This is a genomic window from Geobacillus sp. BK01 (genome assembly GCF_052220245.1).
In the GTDB taxonomy this organism is placed as follows: Bacteria; Bacillota; Bacilli; order Bacillales; family Anoxybacillaceae; genus Geobacillus.
In genome coordinates, this window is record NZ_JBQPTH010000010.1 from 44,256 (window position 1) to 63,216 (window position 18,961).

The 18,961-nt window shown below is 55.3% G+C and carries 21 protein-coding genes; 20 read left to right on the top strand and 1 reads right to left on the bottom strand.

Features of this window, described 5'->3' with window-relative positions:
- Window positions 1-60 precede the first annotated feature (60 nt).
- The 13 genes from trpB (at window position 61) to ypjB (ending at window position 12,105) form a co-directional block, all read left to right on the top strand.
- Window positions 61-1,275, top strand: coding sequence for a tryptophan synthase subunit beta (trpB, locus tag ACTVDO_RS11595; protein ID WP_020960314.1), 1,215 nt, complete (start codon window positions 61-63; stop codon window positions 1,273-1,275).
- Window positions 1,250-2,065 carry a tryptophan synthase subunit alpha gene (gene trpA, locus ACTVDO_RS11600; RefSeq protein ID WP_200865265.1) on the top strand — a complete coding sequence of 272 codons (816 nt, stop codon included), beginning with the start codon at window positions 1,250-1,252 and terminating at the stop codon, window positions 2,063-2,065. The genes trpB and trpA overlap by 26 nt, the downstream gene beginning before the upstream one ends.
- Window positions 2,066-2,096: 31 nt before the next feature.
- Window positions 2,097-3,194 carry a histidinol-phosphate transaminase gene (gene hisC, locus ACTVDO_RS11605; protein ID WP_020960312.1) on the top strand — a complete coding sequence of 366 codons (1,098 nt, stop codon included), beginning with the start codon at window positions 2,097-2,099 and terminating at the stop codon, window positions 3,192-3,194.
- A gap of 87 nt (window positions 3,195-3,281) precedes the next feature.
- Window positions 3,282-4,385: a prephenate dehydrogenase gene (locus ACTVDO_RS11610; protein WP_442901572.1), complete on the top strand. Its 1,104-nt coding sequence runs from the start codon at window positions 3,282-3,284 to the stop codon at window positions 4,383-4,385.
- Between the two features lie 27 nt (window positions 4,386-4,412).
- Window positions 4,413-5,696 carry a 3-phosphoshikimate 1-carboxyvinyltransferase gene (gene aroA, locus ACTVDO_RS11615; RefSeq protein ID WP_442901573.1) on the top strand — a complete coding sequence of 428 codons (1,284 nt, stop codon included), beginning with the start codon at window positions 4,413-4,415 and terminating at the stop codon, window positions 5,694-5,696.
- 289 nt (window positions 5,697-5,985) lie between these two features.
- Window positions 5,986-7,242: a tetratricopeptide repeat protein gene (locus ACTVDO_RS11620; RefSeq protein WP_442901574.1), complete on the top strand. Its 1,257-nt coding sequence runs from the start codon at window positions 5,986-5,988 to the stop codon at window positions 7,240-7,242.
- Between the two features lie 56 nt (window positions 7,243-7,298).
- Window positions 7,299-7,832, top strand: a complete 534-nt coding sequence (locus tag ACTVDO_RS11625; RefSeq protein ID WP_020960308.1) for a ReoY family proteolytic degradation factor — start codon at window positions 7,299-7,301, stop codon at window positions 7,830-7,832.
- A gap of 85 nt (window positions 7,833-7,917) precedes the next feature.
- Window positions 7,918-8,376 (top strand): YpiF family protein, encoded by a 459-nt coding sequence (locus tag ACTVDO_RS11630; protein ID WP_020960307.1) that lies wholly within the window; start codon window positions 7,918-7,920, stop codon window positions 8,374-8,376.
- Window positions 8,377-8,520: 144 nt separating this feature from the next.
- Entirely contained in the window at window positions 8,521-9,030 is a 510-nt protein-coding gene (gene qcrA / locus ACTVDO_RS11635) for a menaquinol-cytochrome c reductase iron-sulfur subunit (protein ID WP_020960306.1), read from the top strand.
- 3 nt (window positions 9,031-9,033) lie between these two features.
- Complete coding sequence (gene qcrB, locus ACTVDO_RS11640) at window positions 9,034-9,708, top strand: menaquinol-cytochrome c reductase cytochrome b subunit (RefSeq protein ID WP_020960305.1); 675 nt, start codon at window positions 9,034-9,036, stop codon at window positions 9,706-9,708.
- A gap of 50 nt (window positions 9,709-9,758) precedes the next feature.
- On the top strand, window positions 9,759-10,523 hold the full coding sequence (locus ACTVDO_RS11645) for a menaquinol-cytochrome c reductase cytochrome b/c subunit (RefSeq protein ID WP_020960304.1): 765 nt from the start codon (window positions 9,759-9,761) through the stop codon (window positions 10,521-10,523).
- 78 nt (window positions 10,524-10,601) lie between these two features.
- On the top strand, window positions 10,602-11,213 hold the full coding sequence (locus ACTVDO_RS11650) for a DUF1405 domain-containing protein (protein WP_020960303.1): 612 nt from the start codon (window positions 10,602-10,604) through the stop codon (window positions 11,211-11,213).
- Window positions 11,214-11,316: 103 nt separating this feature from the next.
- On the top strand, window positions 11,317-12,105 hold the full coding sequence (gene ypjB, locus ACTVDO_RS11655; protein WP_020960302.1) for a sporulation protein YpjB: 789 nt from the start codon (window positions 11,317-11,319) through the stop codon (window positions 12,103-12,105).
- 112 nt (window positions 12,106-12,217) lie between these two features.
- Here the strand turns inward: ypjB and ACTVDO_RS11660 are convergent, their stop codons facing one another.
- Complete coding sequence (locus tag ACTVDO_RS11660) at window positions 12,218-13,090, bottom strand: YitT family protein (protein ID WP_023817666.1); 873 nt, start codon at window positions 13,088-13,090, stop codon at window positions 12,218-12,220.
- Between the two features lie 158 nt (window positions 13,091-13,248).
- Between ACTVDO_RS11660 and ACTVDO_RS11665 the strand changes: the two genes are divergently transcribed.
- Genes ACTVDO_RS11665 through ACTVDO_RS11695 form a run of 7 tightly spaced genes read left to right on the top strand, consistent with a single transcriptional unit; the run spans window position 13,249 to window position 18,850 of the window.
- Complete coding sequence (locus ACTVDO_RS11665) at window positions 13,249-13,584, top strand: nucleotide pyrophosphohydrolase (protein WP_020960300.1); 336 nt, start codon at window positions 13,249-13,251, stop codon at window positions 13,582-13,584.
- Window positions 13,581-14,378 (top strand): 4-hydroxy-tetrahydrodipicolinate reductase, encoded by a 798-nt coding sequence (dapB, locus tag ACTVDO_RS11670; protein WP_020960299.1) that lies wholly within the window; start codon window positions 13,581-13,583, stop codon window positions 14,376-14,378. The genes ACTVDO_RS11665 and dapB overlap by 4 nt, the downstream gene beginning before the upstream one ends.
- 30 nt (window positions 14,379-14,408) lie before the next feature.
- Window positions 14,409-14,843, top strand: coding sequence for a methylglyoxal synthase (gene mgsA, locus ACTVDO_RS11675; RefSeq protein ID WP_020960298.1), 435 nt, complete (start codon window positions 14,409-14,411; stop codon window positions 14,841-14,843).
- 5 nt (window positions 14,844-14,848) lie between these two features.
- Window positions 14,849-15,559 carry a bacillithiol biosynthesis deacetylase BshB1 gene (gene bshB1, locus ACTVDO_RS11680; RefSeq protein ID WP_041267944.1) on the top strand — a complete coding sequence of 237 codons (711 nt, stop codon included), beginning with the start codon at window positions 14,849-14,851 and terminating at the stop codon, window positions 15,557-15,559.
- Window positions 15,556-16,692 (top strand): N-acetyl-alpha-D-glucosaminyl L-malate synthase BshA, encoded by a 1,137-nt coding sequence (gene bshA / locus ACTVDO_RS11685; RefSeq protein WP_020960296.1) that lies wholly within the window; start codon window positions 15,556-15,558, stop codon window positions 16,690-16,692. The genes bshB1 and bshA overlap by 4 nt, the downstream gene beginning before the upstream one ends.
- Window positions 16,689-17,903, top strand: coding sequence for a CCA tRNA nucleotidyltransferase (locus ACTVDO_RS11690; RefSeq protein ID WP_442901575.1), 1,215 nt, complete (start codon window positions 16,689-16,691; stop codon window positions 17,901-17,903). The genes bshA and ACTVDO_RS11690 overlap by 4 nt, the downstream gene beginning before the upstream one ends.
- Window positions 17,861-18,850, top strand: a complete 990-nt coding sequence (locus ACTVDO_RS11695) for a bifunctional biotin--[acetyl-CoA-carboxylase] synthetase/biotin operon repressor (RefSeq protein ID WP_020960294.1) — start codon at window positions 17,861-17,863, stop codon at window positions 18,848-18,850. The genes ACTVDO_RS11690 and ACTVDO_RS11695 overlap by 43 nt, the downstream gene beginning before the upstream one ends.
- Window positions 18,851-18,961 lie beyond the last annotated feature (111 nt).

Sequence of the window (18,961 nt, forward strand, 5' to 3'; positions counted from 1 at the left end):
TCCTCCGCCCTGAATGCGTAATATTATGTTGATTCTCGGAAAAAGAAGGTGGCTTTGATGATGGAACACGTTCCGAATGAGCGCGGCCGATTTGGTGATTTCGGCGGCAAGTTTGTCCCGGAGACGCTCATGCTTCCGCTTGAGGAAATTGAAACCGAACTGGACAAAGCGCTCGCTGATGAGTCGTTCAGGCAGGAATATATTCATATTTTGCAGCATTACTCCGGACGGCCGACCCCGCTGACGTTTGCGCCGAATTTGACACGGCAGCTCGGCGGCGCGAAAATTTATTTAAAGCGCGAAGATTTAAACCATACCGGCGCCCATAAAATTAACAACGCCATCGGTCAGGCGCTTTTGGCGAAACGGATGGGCAAGAAAAAGCTGATCGCCGAAACCGGCGCCGGTCAGCATGGAGTGGCGGCTGCGACCGTGGCGGCCCATTTCGGCATGGACTGCATCGTCTTTATGGGGGAAGAGGACATTCAGCGGCAAGAGTTGAACGTCTTTCGCATGAAGCTGCTCGGCGCCGAAGTCGTACCGGTGTTAAGCGGCAACCGGACGTTAAAAGATGCGACGAATGAGGCGATTCGCTATTGGGTCGCCCATTGCGACGACCATTTTTACATGATCGGCTCGGTGGTCGGTCCGCATCCGTACCCGAAAATGGTGCGCGAGTTTCAGCGCATCATTGGCGATGAGGCAAAAGAACAGTTTCTCGCCCGCGAAGGGCGTCTGCCGGATGTCGTTGTCGCTTGCGTTGGCGGCGGCAGCAACGCCATCGGCATGTTTTATCCGTTTTTGCAAGATGACGTCCGTCTCGTCGGCGTGGAAGCGGCCGGCAAAGGTGTTGACACCCCGCACCATGCGGCGACGATTACGAAAGGAACAAAAGGCGTCATCCACGGGGCGATGACATACTTGTTGCAGGACGAATACGGGCAAATTGTCGAGCCGTATTCGATCTCGGCCGGCCTCGACTACCCCGGCGTCGGCCCGGAACATGCGTATTTAGCGAGCATCGGCCGCGTTTGCTATGAAAGCGTGACTGATGCGGAAGCGGTCGCTGCGTTTCAGCTGCTGGCGCAAACCGAAGGCATCATTCCGGCCATCGAATCAGCCCATGCCGTGGCGAAAGCCGTCGAGCTCGCCCGAGGGATGTCGCCGGATGAAACGGTGCTCATTTGCCTGTCCGGCCGCGGCGATAAAGACGTGCAAACGATGATGCGCCATCTCGGTGCGAAGGAAGGTGAAGACATTGCAACTGCCCGCTGATCGACCGCTGTTTATCCCGTTTATCGTTGCCGGGGACCCGTCCGCCGACTTGACCGTTGACCTCGCTTTGGCGCTGCAAGACGCCGGCGCTGACGTTTTGGAACTTGGCGTGCCGTATTCCGATCCGCTCGCCGACGGGCCGACGATCCAGCGCGCCGCCGCAAGGGCGCTCGCCGGGAACATGACGCTGCCGAAAGCCATTCGGCTTGTCGCCGAGATGCGAAAAAAAGGGGTAACCATTCCGATTATTCTCTTTACGTATTACAATCCTGTGTTACAATTAGGAGAAGAACCCTTTTTTGCTTTAGCGCGGGAAAATGGCGCCGACGGCGTGCTCATTCCCGATTTGCCGTTTGAGGAGAGCGGCCCGCTCCGGGCGCTTGGCGAGCGGTTCGGCCTTCCGCTTATTTCGCTCGTCGCCCCGACGTCAAAGCAGCGGATCGAGCGGATCGCCTCAGCGGCGCAAGGGTTTTTGTATTGCGTTTCCTCGCTTGGCGTCACCGGCGTACGCGAGACATTGCCGGAATCGCTCGGCGATTTCCTAGAGGAAGTAAAACGGCATAGCCGCGTTCCGGTCGCCGTCGGATTTGGCATTTCGACACCGAAACAAGTGGCCATGCTGAAAGAGGTGTGTGACGGCGTCATCGTCGGCAGCGCGCTCGTCCAAAAAGTGGAACGGCTTGCTGAACGTCTGTTGGCGCCGGAAGAAAAGGAAGCGGCCCTCGCCGAGTTTGCCGCCTATGCCCGTTCGCTCGCCGCGCCGCTTCACGCGCCGTGTTCTTCGCGCTAAAAGTTCCGACTTAAAGGAGTTGGCGATATTCATGCAAGTGAAGGAGCAACTTCGGGGGCTTCCCCCGTACCAGCCGGGAAAATCGATTGAGGAAGTGAAGCGGGAATACGGCCTTTCGGATATTATCAAACTCGCTTCCAATGAAAATCCGTACGGCTCGTCGCCGGCGGCGAAGTCCGCCATCACCGCTGAGCTTGACCGCCTTGCCGTCTACCCGGACGGCTATGCGCGCACGCTGCGCGAAAAGGTGGCGAAGCATCTTAGCGTCAAGGAAACGCAGCTTTTGTTTGGCAACGGCTCGGATGAGGTCGTGCAAATTTTTTGCCGCGCCTTTTTGGAGCCGGGCACGAACACGGTGATGGCGACGCCAACGTTTCCTCAATACCGCCATAACGCGGTCATCGAGCGGGCCGAAGTGCGCGAAGTGCCGCTTGTCGATGGGCGCCATGATTTGGAGGCGATGCTTAACGCCGTCGACGAAAACACGCGCATTGTGTGGATTTGCAACCCGAACAACCCGACAGGCACATATGTAAATGAAGCGGAGCTGCGCGCTTTTTTGGATCGCGTGCCGCCGCACGTGCTGGTTGTCTTGGACGAGGCGTATTACGAATACGCGACTGCGGCCGACTATCCACAAACCGTGCCGCTCTTACACGAATACGAACAGCTTGTCATTATGCGCACGTTCTCGAAGGCGTACGGGCTCGCCGCGCTCCGCGTCGGCTACGGCATCGCCAGCGAGGCGCTCATCCGCGCTGTTGAACCGGCTCGCGAGCCGTTTAACACGTCGACCGTCGCCCAAGCGGCCGCGGCGGCCGCCCTTGATGACCAGGCGTTCATCCGCACCTGCGTCGAACAAAACCATGCCGAGTTGGAGCGGTATTACCGCTTTTGCGCGGAACACGGTCTGAAGTACTATCCGTCGCAAACGAACTTTTTGTTTATCGACTTCGGCATTGACGGCGATGAGGTGTTCCAATATTTGCTCGAGCGGGGCATTATCGTCCGCTCCGGCCGGGCGCTCGGTTTGCCGACCGGCGTGCGCATCACCGTCGGCACGAAAGAGCAAAACGACCGGGTGCTTGAAACGATTTCGCACATGCTTCGCGAAAAACAGCTCGCCTGACCGGTTTGACGGCGGACCGGTCGGGAAGGCCAGCCCGTTGCTTGCGGCAAGCAGCGGGTACATTTTTACATAAAGAAGGTGGGACGGTTGCAAGGAAACGTGTTTGTTGTCGGTCTCGGTTTGATCGGCGGGTCGATTGCGTTAGCCATTAAAAAGGCGCATCCAGAGGCAGTGATCATCGGCTATGACGTCAACAGCCATCAGCTCGGTTTGGCACGCTCACTCAAAGTGATTGATGAAGCCGTCCATTCCGTAGAAGACGGGCTCGAACAGGCCGATTTGATTGTTCTCGCCACCCCGGTCATGCAGACGGAGGCGTTGCTTTTGTCCATGCCGCTTGAGCGGCTAAAACGCGGCGCCATCGTCACCGATGTCGGCAGCACGAAGCAGCGCATCGTTCAAGGCGCCCGCCGCCTTTTGGATCACGGCGTGGCCTTTATCGGCGGCCATCCGATGGCCGGGTCGCATAAAAGCGGTGTAGCCGCGGCGCGCGCGCATTTGTTTGAAAACGCCTTTTACATTTTGACGCCGACGGACAGCGTGCCGCCGCAGCAGATCGGGCGGCTGAAACAATGGCTTTCCGGAACGAAAGCACAGTTTGTCGTCTTAACGCCGGAACAGCATGACCGCATCACCGGGGTGATCAGCCATTTTCCGCACTTGATTGCAGCAAGTCTTGTCCATCAGGCGCGTGAGTATGAAAACGAGAACGCCCTCGTCAGCCGGCTCGCAGCCGGCGGTTTCCGTGATATTACCCGCATCGCGTCAAGCAATCCAGAAATGTGGCGCGACATTTTTATCCATAATAAGTGCGAGCTGCTCGCGCTTTTTGACCGCTGGATCGCTGAAATGGGACGGCTGCGCTCGTTTGTCGAGGAGGAAAACAGCATCGCCATTTATCATTACTTTCTTGAAGCAAAACAATTTCGCGACGGATTGCCGGTGCGGGCAAAAGGGGCGATTCCGTCGTTTTACGATTTGTATGTTGACGTACCCGACTACCCGGGCGTCATTTCCGAAGTGACCGGCTATTTGGCCGAGGAAAACATCAGCATTACAAATATTCGCATTATCGAGACGCGCGAGGAAATTTACGGGGTGCTTCGCCTCAGTTTCCAAAGCGAAGAGGATCGGGCGCGGGCGAAAGCGTGCCTCGCCAAGCATACGAACTATGCGACATATGAAGGATAGCAACGAAAAACAGTGGAGGGATGTTGCATGCAGCTGCCAACGAACGTGTCATCGCTCCGGGGGACGCTTGAAGTGCCCGGCGACAAATCGATTTCCCACCGCGCCGTCATGCTTGGGGCGCTCGCTTCCGGCCGGACGGTCATTGATCACTTTCTGCCCGGGGCCGATTGTTTAAGCACGATCGATTGTTTCCGCAAACTTGGCGTCGACATTCGCCAGGACGGGACGCATGTCACGGTTGAAGGGGCGGGGCCCGGTGGGCTTCGCGAGCCAAGTGCAGTGCTTGATGTCGGCAACTCCGGTACAACGGCGCGCCTGCTCCTTGGCATTTTGGCCGGCCAGCCGTTTCACACTTGCCTTGTTGGCGACGAGTCAATTGCCAAACGGCCCATGGCGCGGGTGACGAAGCCGCTTCGTGAGATGGGTGCGCACATTGACGGGCGCGATGGGGGCAATTATACACCGCTTGCGATCCGCGGCGGGGAGCTTCGTCCGCTCCACTACACCTCGCCGGTGGCGAGCGCCCAAGTGAAATCGGCCATTTTGCTCGCCGGCTTGTTTGCCGACGGGGTGACGTCTGTTACTGAACCGCACCGTTCGCGCGACCATACAGAGCGAATGATCCGGCTGTTTGGCGGTGAAGTGAACATCGACGGCTTAACCATCTCGGTGGCCGGCCCGCAGTCTTTATGCGGGACACACATTTACGTTCCCGGTGATATTTCATCGGCCGCTTTTTTCCTTGTAGCCGGCGCCATTGTACCAAACAGCGAAATTACGCTGAAAAATGTCGGCTTAAATCCGACGCGGACCGGTATTATCGATGTGCTCACACAAATGGGGGCTGACATGACGATCGAACATGTCCGCCATGAAGATACGGAACCAGTCGGCGATATCACGATTCGGACATCGGCGCTCCAAGCTGTGGAAATTGGCGGCGACTTGATTCCAAGGCTGATCGATGAAATCCCCATCATGGCCTTATTGGCAACGCAGGCGGAAGGGACAACCGTCATTAAAGATGCCAGTGAATTGAAAGTGAAAGAAACAAACCGGATCGATACCGTTGTCACCGAGCTGAAAAAATTTGGCGCCGATATTGAAGCGACCGATGACGGGATGATCATCCGCGGCAAAACGCCGCTTGTGGCTGATCGGATTGTGGTTGACAGCCACGGAGATCACCGGATCGGCATGATGCTTGCCATCGCCGCCTGCTGTGCGAAAGGAGAAATCCGCCTCGAGCGTCCGGAAGCGGTCGTGGTCTCCTATCCAACCTTTTTTGCTGATCTTCGTTCTTTGCTGTAGCCTCAAACGCCCCCGCCCCAAGCGGGCGGGCGGTCATATTTTGCCTTGTTCCTTCATATGTTGTCAATAAGCGGACCGGCTTCTCCGTTCTTTTTGAAAGCGGATACATTTGCTGAACCCGGCTGAGACGGCGCACGAGCGCGGCGAGCGGTTCGGTTGCTGAAACGGCCATTGTTGATTATGATTAAGTTATCCCGTTGCAGCAATACATAAATAGTCGGGCAGCGTGGGGGCGGCCATGCCGTCCCGCCAGGCAACGGATCTGCCGTTATAAGAGAGGTTGGCGAGCATGACACGTGTTGAACAAATCATTCACCTAGTAGAAAGTGGAAATATTGATCAAGCGTTGGCGCTTGTGCCAAAGGTGAAAAAATACGGAAACGACGAAGAGAAATATGCGCTTGCTGATTGCTTGTATGCATGGGGAATGCCGGAAGAGGCCAAAGAGCTGCTTGAGGAGTTGGCCGTCCGCTACCCGGACGATGGCGATGTCCGCTTGTTTTTGGCGGAAGTGTATACCGAGCTTGAGGCTGAAGAGGAAGCGCTCGCCATTTTGGCTGAGGTCGGCGAAGATGATCCGCAGTTTGTCCGGGCGTGCTTGCTCGCCGCTGATTTATATGAAATGCAAGGGTTGGCGGAAGTGAGCGAGCAAAAGCTCCGTCAAGCGTATAAAAAGGCCCCCGATGAGCCTGTTGTTCAATTCGCCTTGGCTGAATTGTATTTTTCGCTCGGTGAATATGCGAAAAGTGTGCCGTTTTACGAACAAGTGCAAAAAAATGTGCGCGAGATGGCCGGTGTTCTCGTTGCCGAACGGCTTGCCGAGGCGCTCACCCGCATCGGAGAGTTTGAGGCGGCCCTTCCGCATTATGAGAAGGCGCTTGAGCAAAAAACGGACAGCCGGACGCTGTTCGCTTACGGGTTCACCGCTTTGCAGGCCGGTTATGTGCAAACGGCCATCGACAAGCTCAGCGCCTTAAAAGAACTTGATCCGGACTACACCCCTCTTTACTTATATTTGGCGAAGGCATATGAACAGGAAGGGCAGCTTCGAAAGAGCTATGAAACAGCGCACGAAGGAATCCGCATTGATGAATGGAACAAAGAGCTTCGCCTTTACGCCGGTAAGCTTGCGCTGAAACTCAACAAACCGGCCGAAGCGGAAAAACAGCTGAAAAAGGCGCTTGAAATCGATGGCGGCTATGTTGAAGCGCTGACGGCGTTATCGGCGCTTTGGCTTCATGAGCAGCGCTATGAGGAGGTCGTGTCGCTCCTCGAGCGGGCGATGGCCGACGGCGAGTACGATCCGCAGTTTGAGTGGGATTTAGGGCGCGCCAAACACCGGTTGGAGATGTATGACGATGCATTAAACCATTACGCTGAGGCATATAATTTCTTTAAGTATAACGTCGATTTTCTCGAAGAGTACGGATATTTTCTCATCGAGGAAGGAAATCGGGCCGGAGCGAGAGAAATATTTCAACAAATCGTTGCTCTCGACCCGGGCCATGCGGAAGCGGCCGAGATGTTGCTTGGGCTCGAGGAGTAGGGGAGAAGCGGTGATCGAACCTCTTTCTTGGAAACCGATAGAGGGGGAAGCGCATAATGACGTACGTATCCGTCAATGAAAAAAAAGAGTTTATCCGTTGGTTTTTAAGCCACTACCAACTGAAGCGGCGCGAATGCGTCTGGATTTTAAACTATTTAATGAGCCATGATCAGTTGATGCAAAAGGTGCATTTTGTCGAGAACGCCCAATATTGCCCGCGCGGCATTGTGATGTCGACCCATTGTGTCGATGATGTGCCGTTTCGTTTTTACAAAGGAAATGTGATGACAACCGATGCAGAGAAATCATTCCATGATATCCGTTTGAACCGTGACGAAGACATTTACATCCAGCTTAATTTTCGCGCTTCTTTTCATTCGCCGCAATATGTCGCTGTGCTTGAGGAAAATCCGTACGCGCCAAAACAAGCGCAGGTGAGCGAAAACGATCAACGCCTCGCCGAGCAATTTTTGGAACGGTCCATTTATGAGTTTCGGCGCGCACGGCTGATGAAACTGATCGATGAGGCGCTCGACCGCCATGATGAAGAGGCGTTCCGCCGGCTGACCGATGAGCTGAACAAATTGTAACACCTTGCCGCAGGCAAGGTTTTTCTTTTGCCGAAAAATATGGTAAGGTGATAAGGAACAAACTTTATGGCAAAGGGGAGTAACGATGAAATGGACAAGCGGGGACGTCGCCACCTACGAAAAAGAGCGCGACTATATTGATACGGCGCTTATTCCGCTTTTGCCGGTGTCAATTCGTCAAGGGGCGAGACGGCTTGCTTCCGGCGGGGAGCTTGTCGGGCTCGTGGCCGCCGAGGCTGAGCGGCAGCTGAGAGGCCGTGTCTTTTTGCTGCCGGCGTTTGTGTATTTTGCCGACGAGCCGCGGGCATCGCTGGCAGAGCGGCTGGCAGATTGGACAAGCCGGCTTGAACAGGAGGGGATGAAGCATGTGTTTTACGTGACGTGTGACCGGGCGTGGCAAGAGGAGGCGGCGAAAGCCGACCGCGTTTGGCTTGTTCCCGCCGTTCCGCTCGAGAGCATGGACGAGTCGTATAAGCATGAGCTCGTCCACGGGCAGGCGGCCGAGCTCATCCGCTTTTTCGTCAACCGCTGGACGAAAGACTAGGCAAAGCAAAGTCCCACGTTTTGCCGTTTGTGATATTGACCTTGTCCAGCAATTGAGCTATCATTAGAATGTCCTAGTTTTCCATATGTGTTATACATACAACTGTCCGGTGTGGACTTGACTTTGCATAGAGGGGGGAAAACGATGAGCGACAACAAACATCGCGTAACGAGACGTCAATTTTTAAACTACACGCTGACCGGCGTCGGCGGCTTCATGGCAGCCGGGATGCTCATGCCGATGCTCCGCTTTGCTTTCGACCCGATCTTGAAAGATACGGCAGGTACGGATATGGTCGCGGTAGCGGACGTCAAAGAGCTGACGACGGAACCAAAGCGCTTTGACTTTAAGGTGAAGGTGAAAGACGCTTGGTACGAGTCGGAAGAGCCGAGATCAGCTTGGGTGTACAAGGATGAAAAAGGCGATATCATCGCTCTGTCGCCGATTTGTAAACACCTTGGCTGTACGGTCGACTGGAATACGGATAAAAAGCATCCGAACCACTTTTTCTGTCCATGCCACTACGGGCTCTATACGAAAGATGGCACGAACGTTCCGGGGACGCCGCCGATGCACCCACTGGATCGCTATGAGTATCAAGTGAAAGACGGGAAGCTGTATTTAGGCAAAGCGAAACCAAGAGGGGAGGCGTAACGCGTGTTAAACAAGCTGTATGACTGGGTTGATGAACGCTTGGATATTACGCCTTTATGGCGGGATATTGCCGATCACGAAGTTCCGGAACATGTCAACCCGGCCCATCATTTTTCCGCCTTTGTCTACTGTTTTGGCGGGCTGACGTTTTTTGTCACGGTTATTCAAATTTTGTCTGGGATGTTTTTGACGATGTATTACGTCCCGGACATTAAAAATGCGTGGGAATCGGTCTACTACTTGCAAAATGAAGTGGCGTTCGGCCAAATCGTGCGCGGCATGCATCACTGGGGGGCGAGCCTCGTCATCGTCATGATGTTTTTACATACGCTGCGCGTCTTTTTCCAAGGAGCGTATAAAAAGCCGCGCGAGATGAACTGGATCGTCGGCGTGTTAATCTTCATGGTCATGATGGGTCTCGGCTTTACCGGCTACTTGTTGCCGTGGGATATGAAAGCGCTGTTCGCGACAAAAGTCGGTCTGCAAATCGCGGAAGCGACGCCGCTCATCGGTCCGGCGATCAAAACGTTGCTGGCCGGGGATCCGGAAATTGTCGGCGCCCAAACGCTGGCGCGGTTCTTTGCGATTCATGTCTTCTTCTTGCCGGCCGCTTTGCTCGGCTTGATGGCAGCGCACTTTTTAATGATTCGCAGACAAGGCATTTCCGGTCCGCTATGATCGGTCGGCTGAACGTTCTGAGGCGATAGAAAAAAGGAGGGAATCACGCAATGCATCGCGGAAAAGGAATGAAGTTCGTCGGCGATTCCCGTATTCCCGCGGTAAGAAAACCGAATATTCCGAAGGACTATTCGGAATACCCCGGGAAAACGGAAGTGTTTTGGCCGAACTTCCTGTTGAAGGAATGGCTTGTCGGTTCGGTCTTTCTCGTCGGTTTTTTATGCCTGACGGTCGCCCACCCGTCGCCGCTTGAGAGAATCGCCGACCCGACGGACACGACGTATGTGCCGCTGCCTGACTGGTATTTCTTGTTCTTATACCAATTGCTCAAATATTCGTACGCGTCCGGTCCGTATACGGTTATCGGCGCGATCGTCATGCCGGGCTTGGCGTTTGCCGCTTTGCTGCTGGCGCCGTTTTTGGACCGCGGCCCGCAGCGCCGTCCATGGAAGCGCCCGGTCGCGACCGGGATGATGCTGTTGGCGCTCGCTTCGATCGTTTATTTGACATGGGAGTCGGTCGTCACGCATGACTGGAAGAAGGCGGCCGAGCAAGGGAAAATTCGTGCGGAAGTGGAAATTGATACGAACGCCGAAGGGTACAAAATCGCTCAGGCGAATACGTGTACGTCATGCCATGGGCAAAACTTATCCGGAGGCGCCGGTCCGTCGCTCATCGGCACCGGTTTGACGCCGGAGGAGATTGCGAAAATCGCCAAGGAAGGGCAAGGCAGCATGCCGGCCGGCATTTTCAAAGGCACGGATGAAGAGTTGAAAAAAATGGCGGAATTCATCGCCGGCTTAAAAGCGGAATAATCGTTCCGTCACGGAAAAGCTGACTCGCGTTAGTCAGCTTTTTTCGTGCCCACATTGAATGGAGACGAGGTGCAAACGATGGCATGGATTTATGCGATATTCGCCTCTCGGCCGGTTGTTTGGCTGCTGTTGATCGTCAACGCCGCCGGCACTGTTTACGGCTATTATTGGTACCGCTATCAGCTTGCGGACACACCGCCTGTCTTTTTGCCCTTTGTTCCCGACAGCCCGACGGCGAGCCTTTTTTTTCTCATCGTCCTCGGCGCTTGGCTGGCTGGCCGGCGGGTGCCGCTGTTTGAAGCGCTGGCACTTGTGACACTTGTCAAATACGGGATTTGGGCGGTTGTCATGAACGTGCTCGTTTGGCGTGTCACCGGAACGCTCGATTGGGCGGGATGGATGCTCATCGTTTCACACGGAGCTATGGCGGTCGAAGGCATGCTGTACGCCCCGCTTTACCGGTTTCGCCCCGTTCATCTCGCCTTGGCGGCGGTTTGGACGCTGCATAATGACGTCATCGATTACGTGTTTGGCATGATGCCGCGCTATCATATGTTGGCCGATTATGCTGGCCAAATCGGCTATTTTACGTTCTGGCTGAGCATGGCTTCCATCGCTGTTGCGTATTGGCTCGGCATCCGCGTGCAGCGGCAGCCGTTTTTTCCTCCCTCCCGGACAGCGGTGGAATAGGCGCAAAGGAAGAACAATTTGGGCTGCGGCTTGATGGCAGTTGCTTGGTCTACTCTTGTCCACTCCTTCATACATTGTAATAGTGAATGAGGGAGGGACGATGATGAAACGAATCGGGCTGGCCATGTTGTTATCGCTCGCCTTTTTATGGCCAGCGCCCGTTGGCGCGGCCGGACAAACGAATGAGTGGGAACAGCTTGACGACATTTCCGACGAGGCGCTGCAATTGGGAAAAAATGAGCGTTTTACTGAAGCCAAAGACGTACTCCTTTATTTTTCTGAGCGGTTTTTCGCCCTTGGGGCGAGGGAACGGTTGAAATCGGCTGACGAGCTGAGGGCGGTGACTGTGACGCACGAACATGCGGTAAAGGCCATGACAGCATCGATTCCGGAAGAGGACAAAATTGCTGCTCTCGCACAGTTCCGTCTTGTAGTCGACGCCGTCCAATCGACGTATCAGCCGCTCTGGTCAGAGATGGAGCCGGCTCTCATGGAGGCGCTCGCCGCGATGGAACAAGCGGCGGAACGTGGGGAAAGGGAGGCATATGAGGCTGCCTTTCGCCAGTTTATTGACCGTTATACATTAATTGAGCCGAGTGTGAAAATCGATGTGCCGCCGAAAGCAGCTAAAAAGGTTGACAGCAATCTTGAAGCGCTGCAGGCCGCCTCGTTTTGGCAGCTTGCCAAAAGCGAGCAACGCGAGCGGCTTGCCGCCGCGCGCCGCGATGTCGAGGCGCTGTTTGACGGGGTGAAAAAAGACGAAGCCGACCCGTCGCTCATTTGGGTGATGATTTCGACCGGCGGAGTGATCGTGTTGACGCTGACGTATGTCGGTTGGCGGAAGTACAAAGGCGAAAAGGAAGAAAAGCGGACGCGGCAGCCGGAAGAATAGATGCCAACTGGCGTTCGGAGGGGAGATGGTTTCCCCTCCTTTTCATTTTGCCGGCCGCATGACATCCGGCAAGCGTGGGAATATGTCGTCTATGCGAGCGCTGTTTTGGCTTTTATTGCTCAAGCGGCCGTTTTTGTTCATCAAGCGTAAATCCTTCGCCGAGCACATCGTGCACATCGGTGACCGCGACAAAGGCGTGCGGGTCGACGGACATAATGACGTTTTTTAAGCGTGGCAGCTCGTTTTTGGCGACGACGCAATATAAGACGTCGCGATCGCGTTTCGTATATGAGCCGCGTCCTTTTAATACGGTGACGCCACGTTCCATTTCCGTCAAAATGCGATTCGCGATTTCCTCGCTTTTTTCTGAGATGATCGTCGCCCCTTTCGCCGCGTAGCCGCCCTCTTGCATAAAATCAATGACTCGGGCGGCGATGAAGACGGCGACTAACGTATACATCGCCTCGCGGTACGAAAGGTAAAGAAGAAGCGACAATGTAATGACGGCGGCATCAAAGGCAAACATTGTTTTGCCCATGCTGATGCTTTTATATTTATAGACGAGGCGGGCGATAATGTCGACGCCCCCGGTCGTGCCGCCGTAGCGGAAAATGATGCCGAGGCCGACGCCGATGAACACCCCGGCAAACAGTGCCGCGAGCGTCATATCATGCCGCAGTGGCATATGAATCATATAGCGTTGAAAAATGGATAAAAACATAGAAACAGCGACAGTACCGAGAACGGTATAAAGAAACGTCTGGCGGCCGAGCAGCTTCCAGCCGACAAAAAAGAGCGGGATGTTCAGCGCCAAGTTGGTGACGGCCGGGTCAAAACCAAACAAAAAATAAAGAAGAAGGGTGATGCCCGTAAAACCGCCTTCCGCTAAATTGTTTTGCATATTGAAATGAACGAGTCCGAAGGCGAAAATAGCGGCACCAAGCAAAATAAACAAACTGTTTTTCACCTTTAAGCCGAAAATCATATCGTCCCTCCGTCCGCAAAAATAGTCGGCGTCTTCATTATAGAGGAACTTGTCTGCACAGGCAATCATGGCCGAAAACGGGCTGAATTGGCGGCCGACGAAAACATTTGTCAAATGCGCCGCTTTTCGCTAACATGGAAACAGACGAGGTGATGGCCATGCAGGGAAAAACGATGAAGCAAATGCAACAGGAAGTGGACGAATATATCGGGCAGTTTCAAGAAGGCTATTTCAGCCCGCTCGCCATGCTCGCGCGGCTGACCGAAGAGCTTGGCGAACTGGCGCGCGAAATCAATCACCATTACGGGGAAAAGCCGAAAAAAGCGACCGAACAGGAAAAAACAGTAGAAGAAGAGCTTGGCGATTTGTTGTTCGTGCTTATTTGTTTCGCCAATTCGCTCGGCATTGATTTGCAGACGGCGCACGACCGGGTGATGGACAAGTTTCGCACCCGTGACCGCGACCGCTGGACGCGAAAGGAGGAAGAGTCATGACAATTCGCATCGTGATCGCCGGGCCGCGCGGCCGCATGGGCCGTGAGGCGGTGGCGCTCGTGCAAAGAACGGACCATTTCGAACTGGCCGCGGTCATCGACCGCCGCTATGACGGACAAAATTTGGCTGACCTCGACGGGTTTGCCGGCATCAACGCCCCGATTTACACGGATGCCGCCCGCTGTTTTGCCGAGGTGAAGCCGGATGTGCTCATCGATTTAACGACGCCCGAGGTCGGAAAACAACATGCCGAACTGGCGCTGCGCTACGGCGTTCGTCCGGTCGTCGGCACGACCGGGTTTACGCCTGAAGATATCGAGCGTCTGACGGAGATTGCTGAGGGGAAAGAAATCGGCGCCATCATTGCCCCGAACTTTGCCGTTGGCGCGGTGTTGATGATGAAATTTGCCCGCATGGCGGCCAAATATTTCACCGATGTGGAAATTATCGAATTGCATCACGATCAAAAGCTTGATGCCCCATCCGGAACGGCGCTGAAAACAGCGCAACTGATCGCCGAGGTGCGCCCGTCGAAAAAACAAGGCCATCCGGACGAAACAGAAACGCTTGCCGGCGCGCGAGGCGCTTCTTACGACGGCATTCCGATCCACAGCGTCCGCCTGCCGGGGTTTGTCGCCCATCAGGAAGTCATTTTCGGCGGTGACGGACAGACGCTGACGATCCGCCATGATTCGCTTGACCGCCGCTCATTCATGTCGGGAGTCAAACTGGCGGTCGAAACGGTTATGCACTTACATACGCTTGTCTACGGGCTTGAACATATTTTAGAATAGCGCGAACAGCGCAAACGGGGAGAGAAAAAGATGAAAATTGCGTTAATTGCCCATGATGAAAAAAAGGCGGAGATGGTCGCGTTTGCGACCGCCTATGCGCCTGTGTTGGCCAACCATGAACTGTACGCCACCGGTACGACCGGCTTGCGCATTCAAGAGGCGACCGGCCTCGCCATCCACCGCTTCCAGTCCGGACCGTACGGGGGCGATCAGGAAATCGGGGCGATGATCGCCCGCAACGAGATGGATCTCGTCATTTTTTTCCGCGACCCGCTCACCGCCCAGCCGCACGAACCGGACATTAGTGCGCTGATGCGCCTTTGCGACGTTTATGCGGTGCCGCTTGCGACGAACATAGGGACGGCGGAGCTGCTCATTCGCGGATTGGAGCGCGGCGATTTGGCATGGCGCAACATCGTCCGCGGCCGGGCAAAAAGCGAGGAGGAAAAGGAAACAGAAAGGTGACGGCGATGGTGGAAACGTGCGATCTGTTGGTGTTTGGCGCCCATCCAGACGATGTTGAAATCGGCATGGGCGGGACGATCGCTAAATATGTGCGGCGCGGATACCGCGCTGTCATTTGCGATTTAACGAAGGCAGAGCTATCGTCCAACGGCACGGTCGACGAGCGGCAGAAAGAGGCGGCTGAGGCGGCCCGTCGGCTCGGCGTGGCGCTGCGGCTCAACCTCGGGCTGCCGGACCGCGGCCTTTCCGTCGAGGAAGAGGCGATTCGCCGCATCGTAACGGTTGTCCGCCGCTATCGTCCGCAGCTTGTATTCGCCCCTTATTGGATCGACCGCCATCCGGACCACGGGCGATGCGCCCGCCTTGTCGAGGAAGCGGTTTTTTCCGCCGGCATCCGCCGCTATGGCGCCGGGGAGCTTGGGGATGCGCACCGCGTCCGCGCCATGTATTATTACATGATCAACGCGTTTGAACGGCCGCATTTTCTGATCGATATTAGCGAGACGATCGGTGACAAGCTGGCGAGCCTGCGCGCGTACGAAAGCCAGTTTGAAAAGCGGCCCGGTTCGGTTGACACGCCGCTTACAAACAACTACATCGAGATGATCGAAAGCAGAGAACGTTGGTTCGGCCAACAAATCGGCGCAGCGTACGCCGAAGGCTTTTTGACAAAAACACCTATCCATCTTTTCGACTTATTTGAGGGAGCGCGATGAAGCTGAAAATAGGAATCGTCTGTTATCCGACGGTCGGAGGCTCAGGGGTCGTTGCGACGGAGCTCGGCAAGCTGCTGGCTGAAAAAGGACATGAAATTCATTTTATTTCATCAAGCATGCCGTTTCGGTTGAACAAGGTATATGGAAACATTTACTACCATGAAGTGAGCGTCAACCAATATTCTGTCTTTCAATACCCGCCGTACGATTTGGCGTTAGCGAGCAAAATCGCGGAGGTGGCGAAGCGGGAACGGCTCGATGTGCTTCATGCCCATTACGCTGTTCCGCATGCCGTCTGCGCCGTGCTGGCGCGGCAAATGGTCGGCGAGCTGCCGATTGTCACAACGCTGCACGGCACCGACATTACCGTATTGGGCTATGATCCGTCACTTTCTGATATGATCAAGTTCGGCATCGAGCAGTCGGACGTCGTCACGGCGGTGTCTGACGCCCTCGTTCGACAGACATACGAACTGCTTGAGGTGCAAAAACCGATTCATACGGTTTACAATTTTGTGGATGAACGCGTCTACCGCCGCCGGGAGGCGGGCCATTTACGGCGGGAGTACGGCATCGGCGAAACGGAAAATGTCATCATTCACGTCTCCAATTTTCGGAAAGTGAAGCGCGTGCCTGATGTGGTGCGCGCGTTTGCCATCGTGCGCCGGCACGTGCCGGCCAAGCTGTTGCTTGTTGGCGACGGTCCGGAAATGACCGTCGTCTGCCGGCTTGTCAAAGAGCTCGGACTGAACGGCGATGTCCGGTTTTTAGGGAAACAGGACAAACTGGAAGAGCTGTATTCGATCAGTGATGTGATGATGCTCTTGTCGGAAAAGGAAAGTTTCGGGCTCGTCCTGCTCGAGGCGATGGCGTGCGGCGTTCCGTGCATCGGCACGGCGATCGGGGGCATTCCGGAAGTGATTGAAGATGGAAAAAGCGGGTTTTTATGCCCGCTTGGCGATGTTGAAGAAGCGGCCAGGCGGGCGCTTATGCTGCTGTCCGATCGCCGCCTTCATCAAATGATGGCCGAGCAGGCCGTGCAAACGGTCGAGCAAAAATTTCGTTCGTCTGATATCGTCGGGCAGTATGAACAACTGTATGCTTTGCTGGCGGCAAGGAAGGTGAGAGGATGAAACCGCCGTTCCGACAGGCGCTTGGGATCATCCAGCGGCTAAAGCAGCATGGCCATGAGGCGTATTTCGTCGGCGGTGCGGTGCGCGACTTGTTGCTCGGGCGCCCGATCGGCGACGTCGATATTGCGACAGGCGCTTTGCCGGAGGAAGTGATGGCAATTTTTCCGAAAACGATTGATGTCGGCTCGAAACACGGCACGGTCGTCGTTGTCCATGAAGGAAAAGCATATGAAGTGACAACGTTTCGCACGGATGGCGATTATGAAGACTACCGCCGTCCGGAGTCGGTGACGTTTGTCCGCTCGCTCGAGGAAGACTTAAAACGGCGCGATTTTACGATGAATGCCATGGCCATGGACGAACACGGGACGGTCATTGACCCGTTCGGGGGACAAGAAGCGATCGAAAAGCGGATCATTCGCACTGTCGGCGAAGCGGGCGCACGGTTTCGTGAAGATGCGCTCCGCATGATGCGGGCCGTCCGCTTTGTCAGCCAACTTGGCTTTTCACTCGCCATGGATACGAAGCAGGCCATCGTTGCCAACGCGCCGCTTCTCTCCCACATTTCAGTCGAGCGGATGACGATGGAGATGGAAAAGTTGCTTGCCGGCCCGTTTGCCGCCGAAGCGCTGCCGCTTTTGGCCGAAACAAGGTTGTCGACTTATTTGCCGAAACTGGCCGAAAAAGACGAGCCGCTGCGCCGGGCCGCCGCATACGAATGGCCGTGGCTCACGGCGCGCGAAGAACGGTGGGCGCTTTTGTGCCAAGTGTTCAGCATCAAGGAAAGCCGTCCATTTTTGCGCGCGTGGAAGCTGCCGAACAAAGTGATCGATGAAGCCGGTGCCATTTTGGCGGCGCTCGCCGCTGTCCCTGAACCGGCTGCGTGGACGAATGAGCAGCTGTTTTTGGCCGGCCTCAAGCGGGCGCTCTCGGTTGAAACGGTGCGTGCCGCTTTGACCGGAAAGCCGCCGGGGCCGCAACATGACGAGTTGCGCCGCCACTTTGCCGCTTTGCCGATCAAAACGAAAGGGGAGCTGGCGGTCAACGGAAAAGAGATCATTGAGTGGATCGGAAAACCGGCCGGTCCGTGGGTGAAAGAGATGCTGGACGCCACATGGCGGGCGGTCGTCAACGGCGAAGTTGAAAACGAGAAGGAGCGGATTTACGCATGGCTCATGGAGCGCAGTCGGACACAAGAAAAAAATTGTTAGAACTGTTTGCCGAAGCAAACGGCGAGTTTCTGTCCGGGCAAAAGATCAGCGAGCAGCTCGGCTGTTCGCGGGCGGCCGTATGGAAACACATCGAGGAGCTGCGCAAAGAAGGGTTTGAACTCGAGGCGGTGCGCCGCCTTGGTTATCGGATCGTGAGCACGCCGGATAAGGTGACGGCAAACGAAATCCAGCTTGGCTTGAAAACCGAAACGCTCGGCCATACGATCCATTTTTTTGAGGAGGTCGATTCGACGCAGCGCATCGCGGCGAAGCTGGCCTATGAGGGGGCGCCGGAAGGGACGCTTGTCGTCGCCGAGGAGCAAAAAGCCGGGCGCGGACGCCTGGACCGGAAATGGTTTTCCCCCCAAGGGACCGGCATTTGGATGAGTTTGATTTTGCGGCCGCCCATCCCGCCCCAGCAGGCGCCGCAGCTGACGCTGCTTGTTGCGGTGGCCATCAGCCAAGCCATTCAAGAAGTAACCGGGCTTGTCCCGGATATTAAATGGCCAAACGATATTTTGCTTCATGGCAAGAAATGCGTCGGTATTTTAACCGAATTGCAAGCCGATCCTGACCGCGTCCGTTCGGTCATCGTCGGCATCGGCATTAACGTCAATCAGACGGGTGCGCAATTTCCCGAGGACATCCGCGCCATCGCCACATCGCTCGCCATGGAAAAAGGAGAGCGCATCAAGCGTGCGCCGCTCATCCAAGAAATTTTACTCCGAATCGAGCGGTTATATAAGCAATATTTGGCGCATGGCTTCCGCCCGGTGAAGCTCCTTTGGGAAGGGTACGCCGTATCGATCGGCAAGCCGGTGACAGCAAGAACATTAGGCGGCGCAATTCGCGGCATCGCCCGCGGCATTACCGATGACGGGTTGCTGATCCTCGAGGATGAGCACCATCAGCTCCATTATATTCATTCAGCCGATATTCAACTGTAAATTCCCACTAGAAAAATTGTGACAATTTTGTTAAAATACAAGACGAGGAAAAGGGCAGTATCTTTGTCGAAAAGAACTGCACCGGGCCGTCAACACGAATAAATGAGGATG

Excerpts from the sequence above, each read along its gene's own strand:
- ACTVDO_RS11650 (WP_020960303.1), top strand. The coding sequence starts at position 10,602 with ATGGCATGGATTTATGCGATATTCGCCTCTCGGCCGGTTGTTTGGCTG.
- trpB (WP_020960314.1), top strand. The coding sequence starts at position 61 with ATGGAACACGTTCCGAATGAGCGCGGCCGATTTGGTGATTTCGGCGGC.
- hisC (WP_020960312.1), top strand. The coding sequence starts at position 2,097 with ATGCAAGTGAAGGAGCAACTTCGGGGGCTTCCCCCGTACCAGCCGGGA.
- qcrA (WP_020960306.1), top strand. The coding sequence starts at position 8,521 with ATGAGCGACAACAAACATCGCGTAACGAGACGTCAATTTTTAAACTAC.
- ACTVDO_RS11630 (WP_020960307.1), top strand. The coding sequence starts at position 7,918 with ATGAAATGGACAAGCGGGGACGTCGCCACCTACGAAAAAGAGCGCGAC.
- bshA (WP_020960296.1), top strand. The coding sequence starts at position 15,556 with ATGAAGCTGAAAATAGGAATCGTCTGTTATCCGACGGTCGGAGGCTCA.
- ACTVDO_RS11620 (WP_442901574.1), top strand. The coding sequence starts at position 5,986 with ATGACACGTGTTGAACAAATCATTCACCTAGTAGAAAGTGGAAATATT.
- ACTVDO_RS11690 (WP_442901575.1), top strand. The coding sequence starts at position 16,689 with ATGAAACCGCCGTTCCGACAGGCGCTTGGGATCATCCAGCGGCTAAAG.
- bshB1 (WP_041267944.1), top strand. The coding sequence starts at position 14,849 with ATGGTGGAAACGTGCGATCTGTTGGTGTTTGGCGCCCATCCAGACGAT.
- ACTVDO_RS11695 (WP_020960294.1), top strand. The coding sequence starts at position 17,861 with ATGGCTCATGGAGCGCAGTCGGACACAAGAAAAAAATTGTTAGAACTG.
- dapB (WP_020960299.1), top strand. The coding sequence starts at position 13,581 with ATGACAATTCGCATCGTGATCGCCGGGCCGCGCGGCCGCATGGGCCGT.
- mgsA (WP_020960298.1), top strand. The coding sequence starts at position 14,409 with ATGAAAATTGCGTTAATTGCCCATGATGAAAAAAAGGCGGAGATGGTC.
- ACTVDO_RS11625 (WP_020960308.1), top strand. The coding sequence starts at position 7,299 with ATGACGTACGTATCCGTCAATGAAAAAAAAGAGTTTATCCGTTGGTTT.
- ypjB (WP_020960302.1), top strand. The coding sequence starts at position 11,317 with ATGAAACGAATCGGGCTGGCCATGTTGTTATCGCTCGCCTTTTTATGG.
- ACTVDO_RS11665 (WP_020960300.1), top strand. The coding sequence starts at position 13,249 with ATGCAGGGAAAAACGATGAAGCAAATGCAACAGGAAGTGGACGAATAT.
- ACTVDO_RS11645 (WP_020960304.1), top strand. The coding sequence starts at position 9,759 with ATGCATCGCGGAAAAGGAATGAAGTTCGTCGGCGATTCCCGTATTCCC.
- aroA (WP_442901573.1), top strand. The coding sequence starts at position 4,413 with ATGCAGCTGCCAACGAACGTGTCATCGCTCCGGGGGACGCTTGAAGTG.
- ACTVDO_RS11660 (WP_023817666.1), bottom strand. The coding sequence starts at position 13,090 with ATGATTTTCGGCTTAAAGGTGAAAAACAGTTTGTTTATTTTGCTTGGT.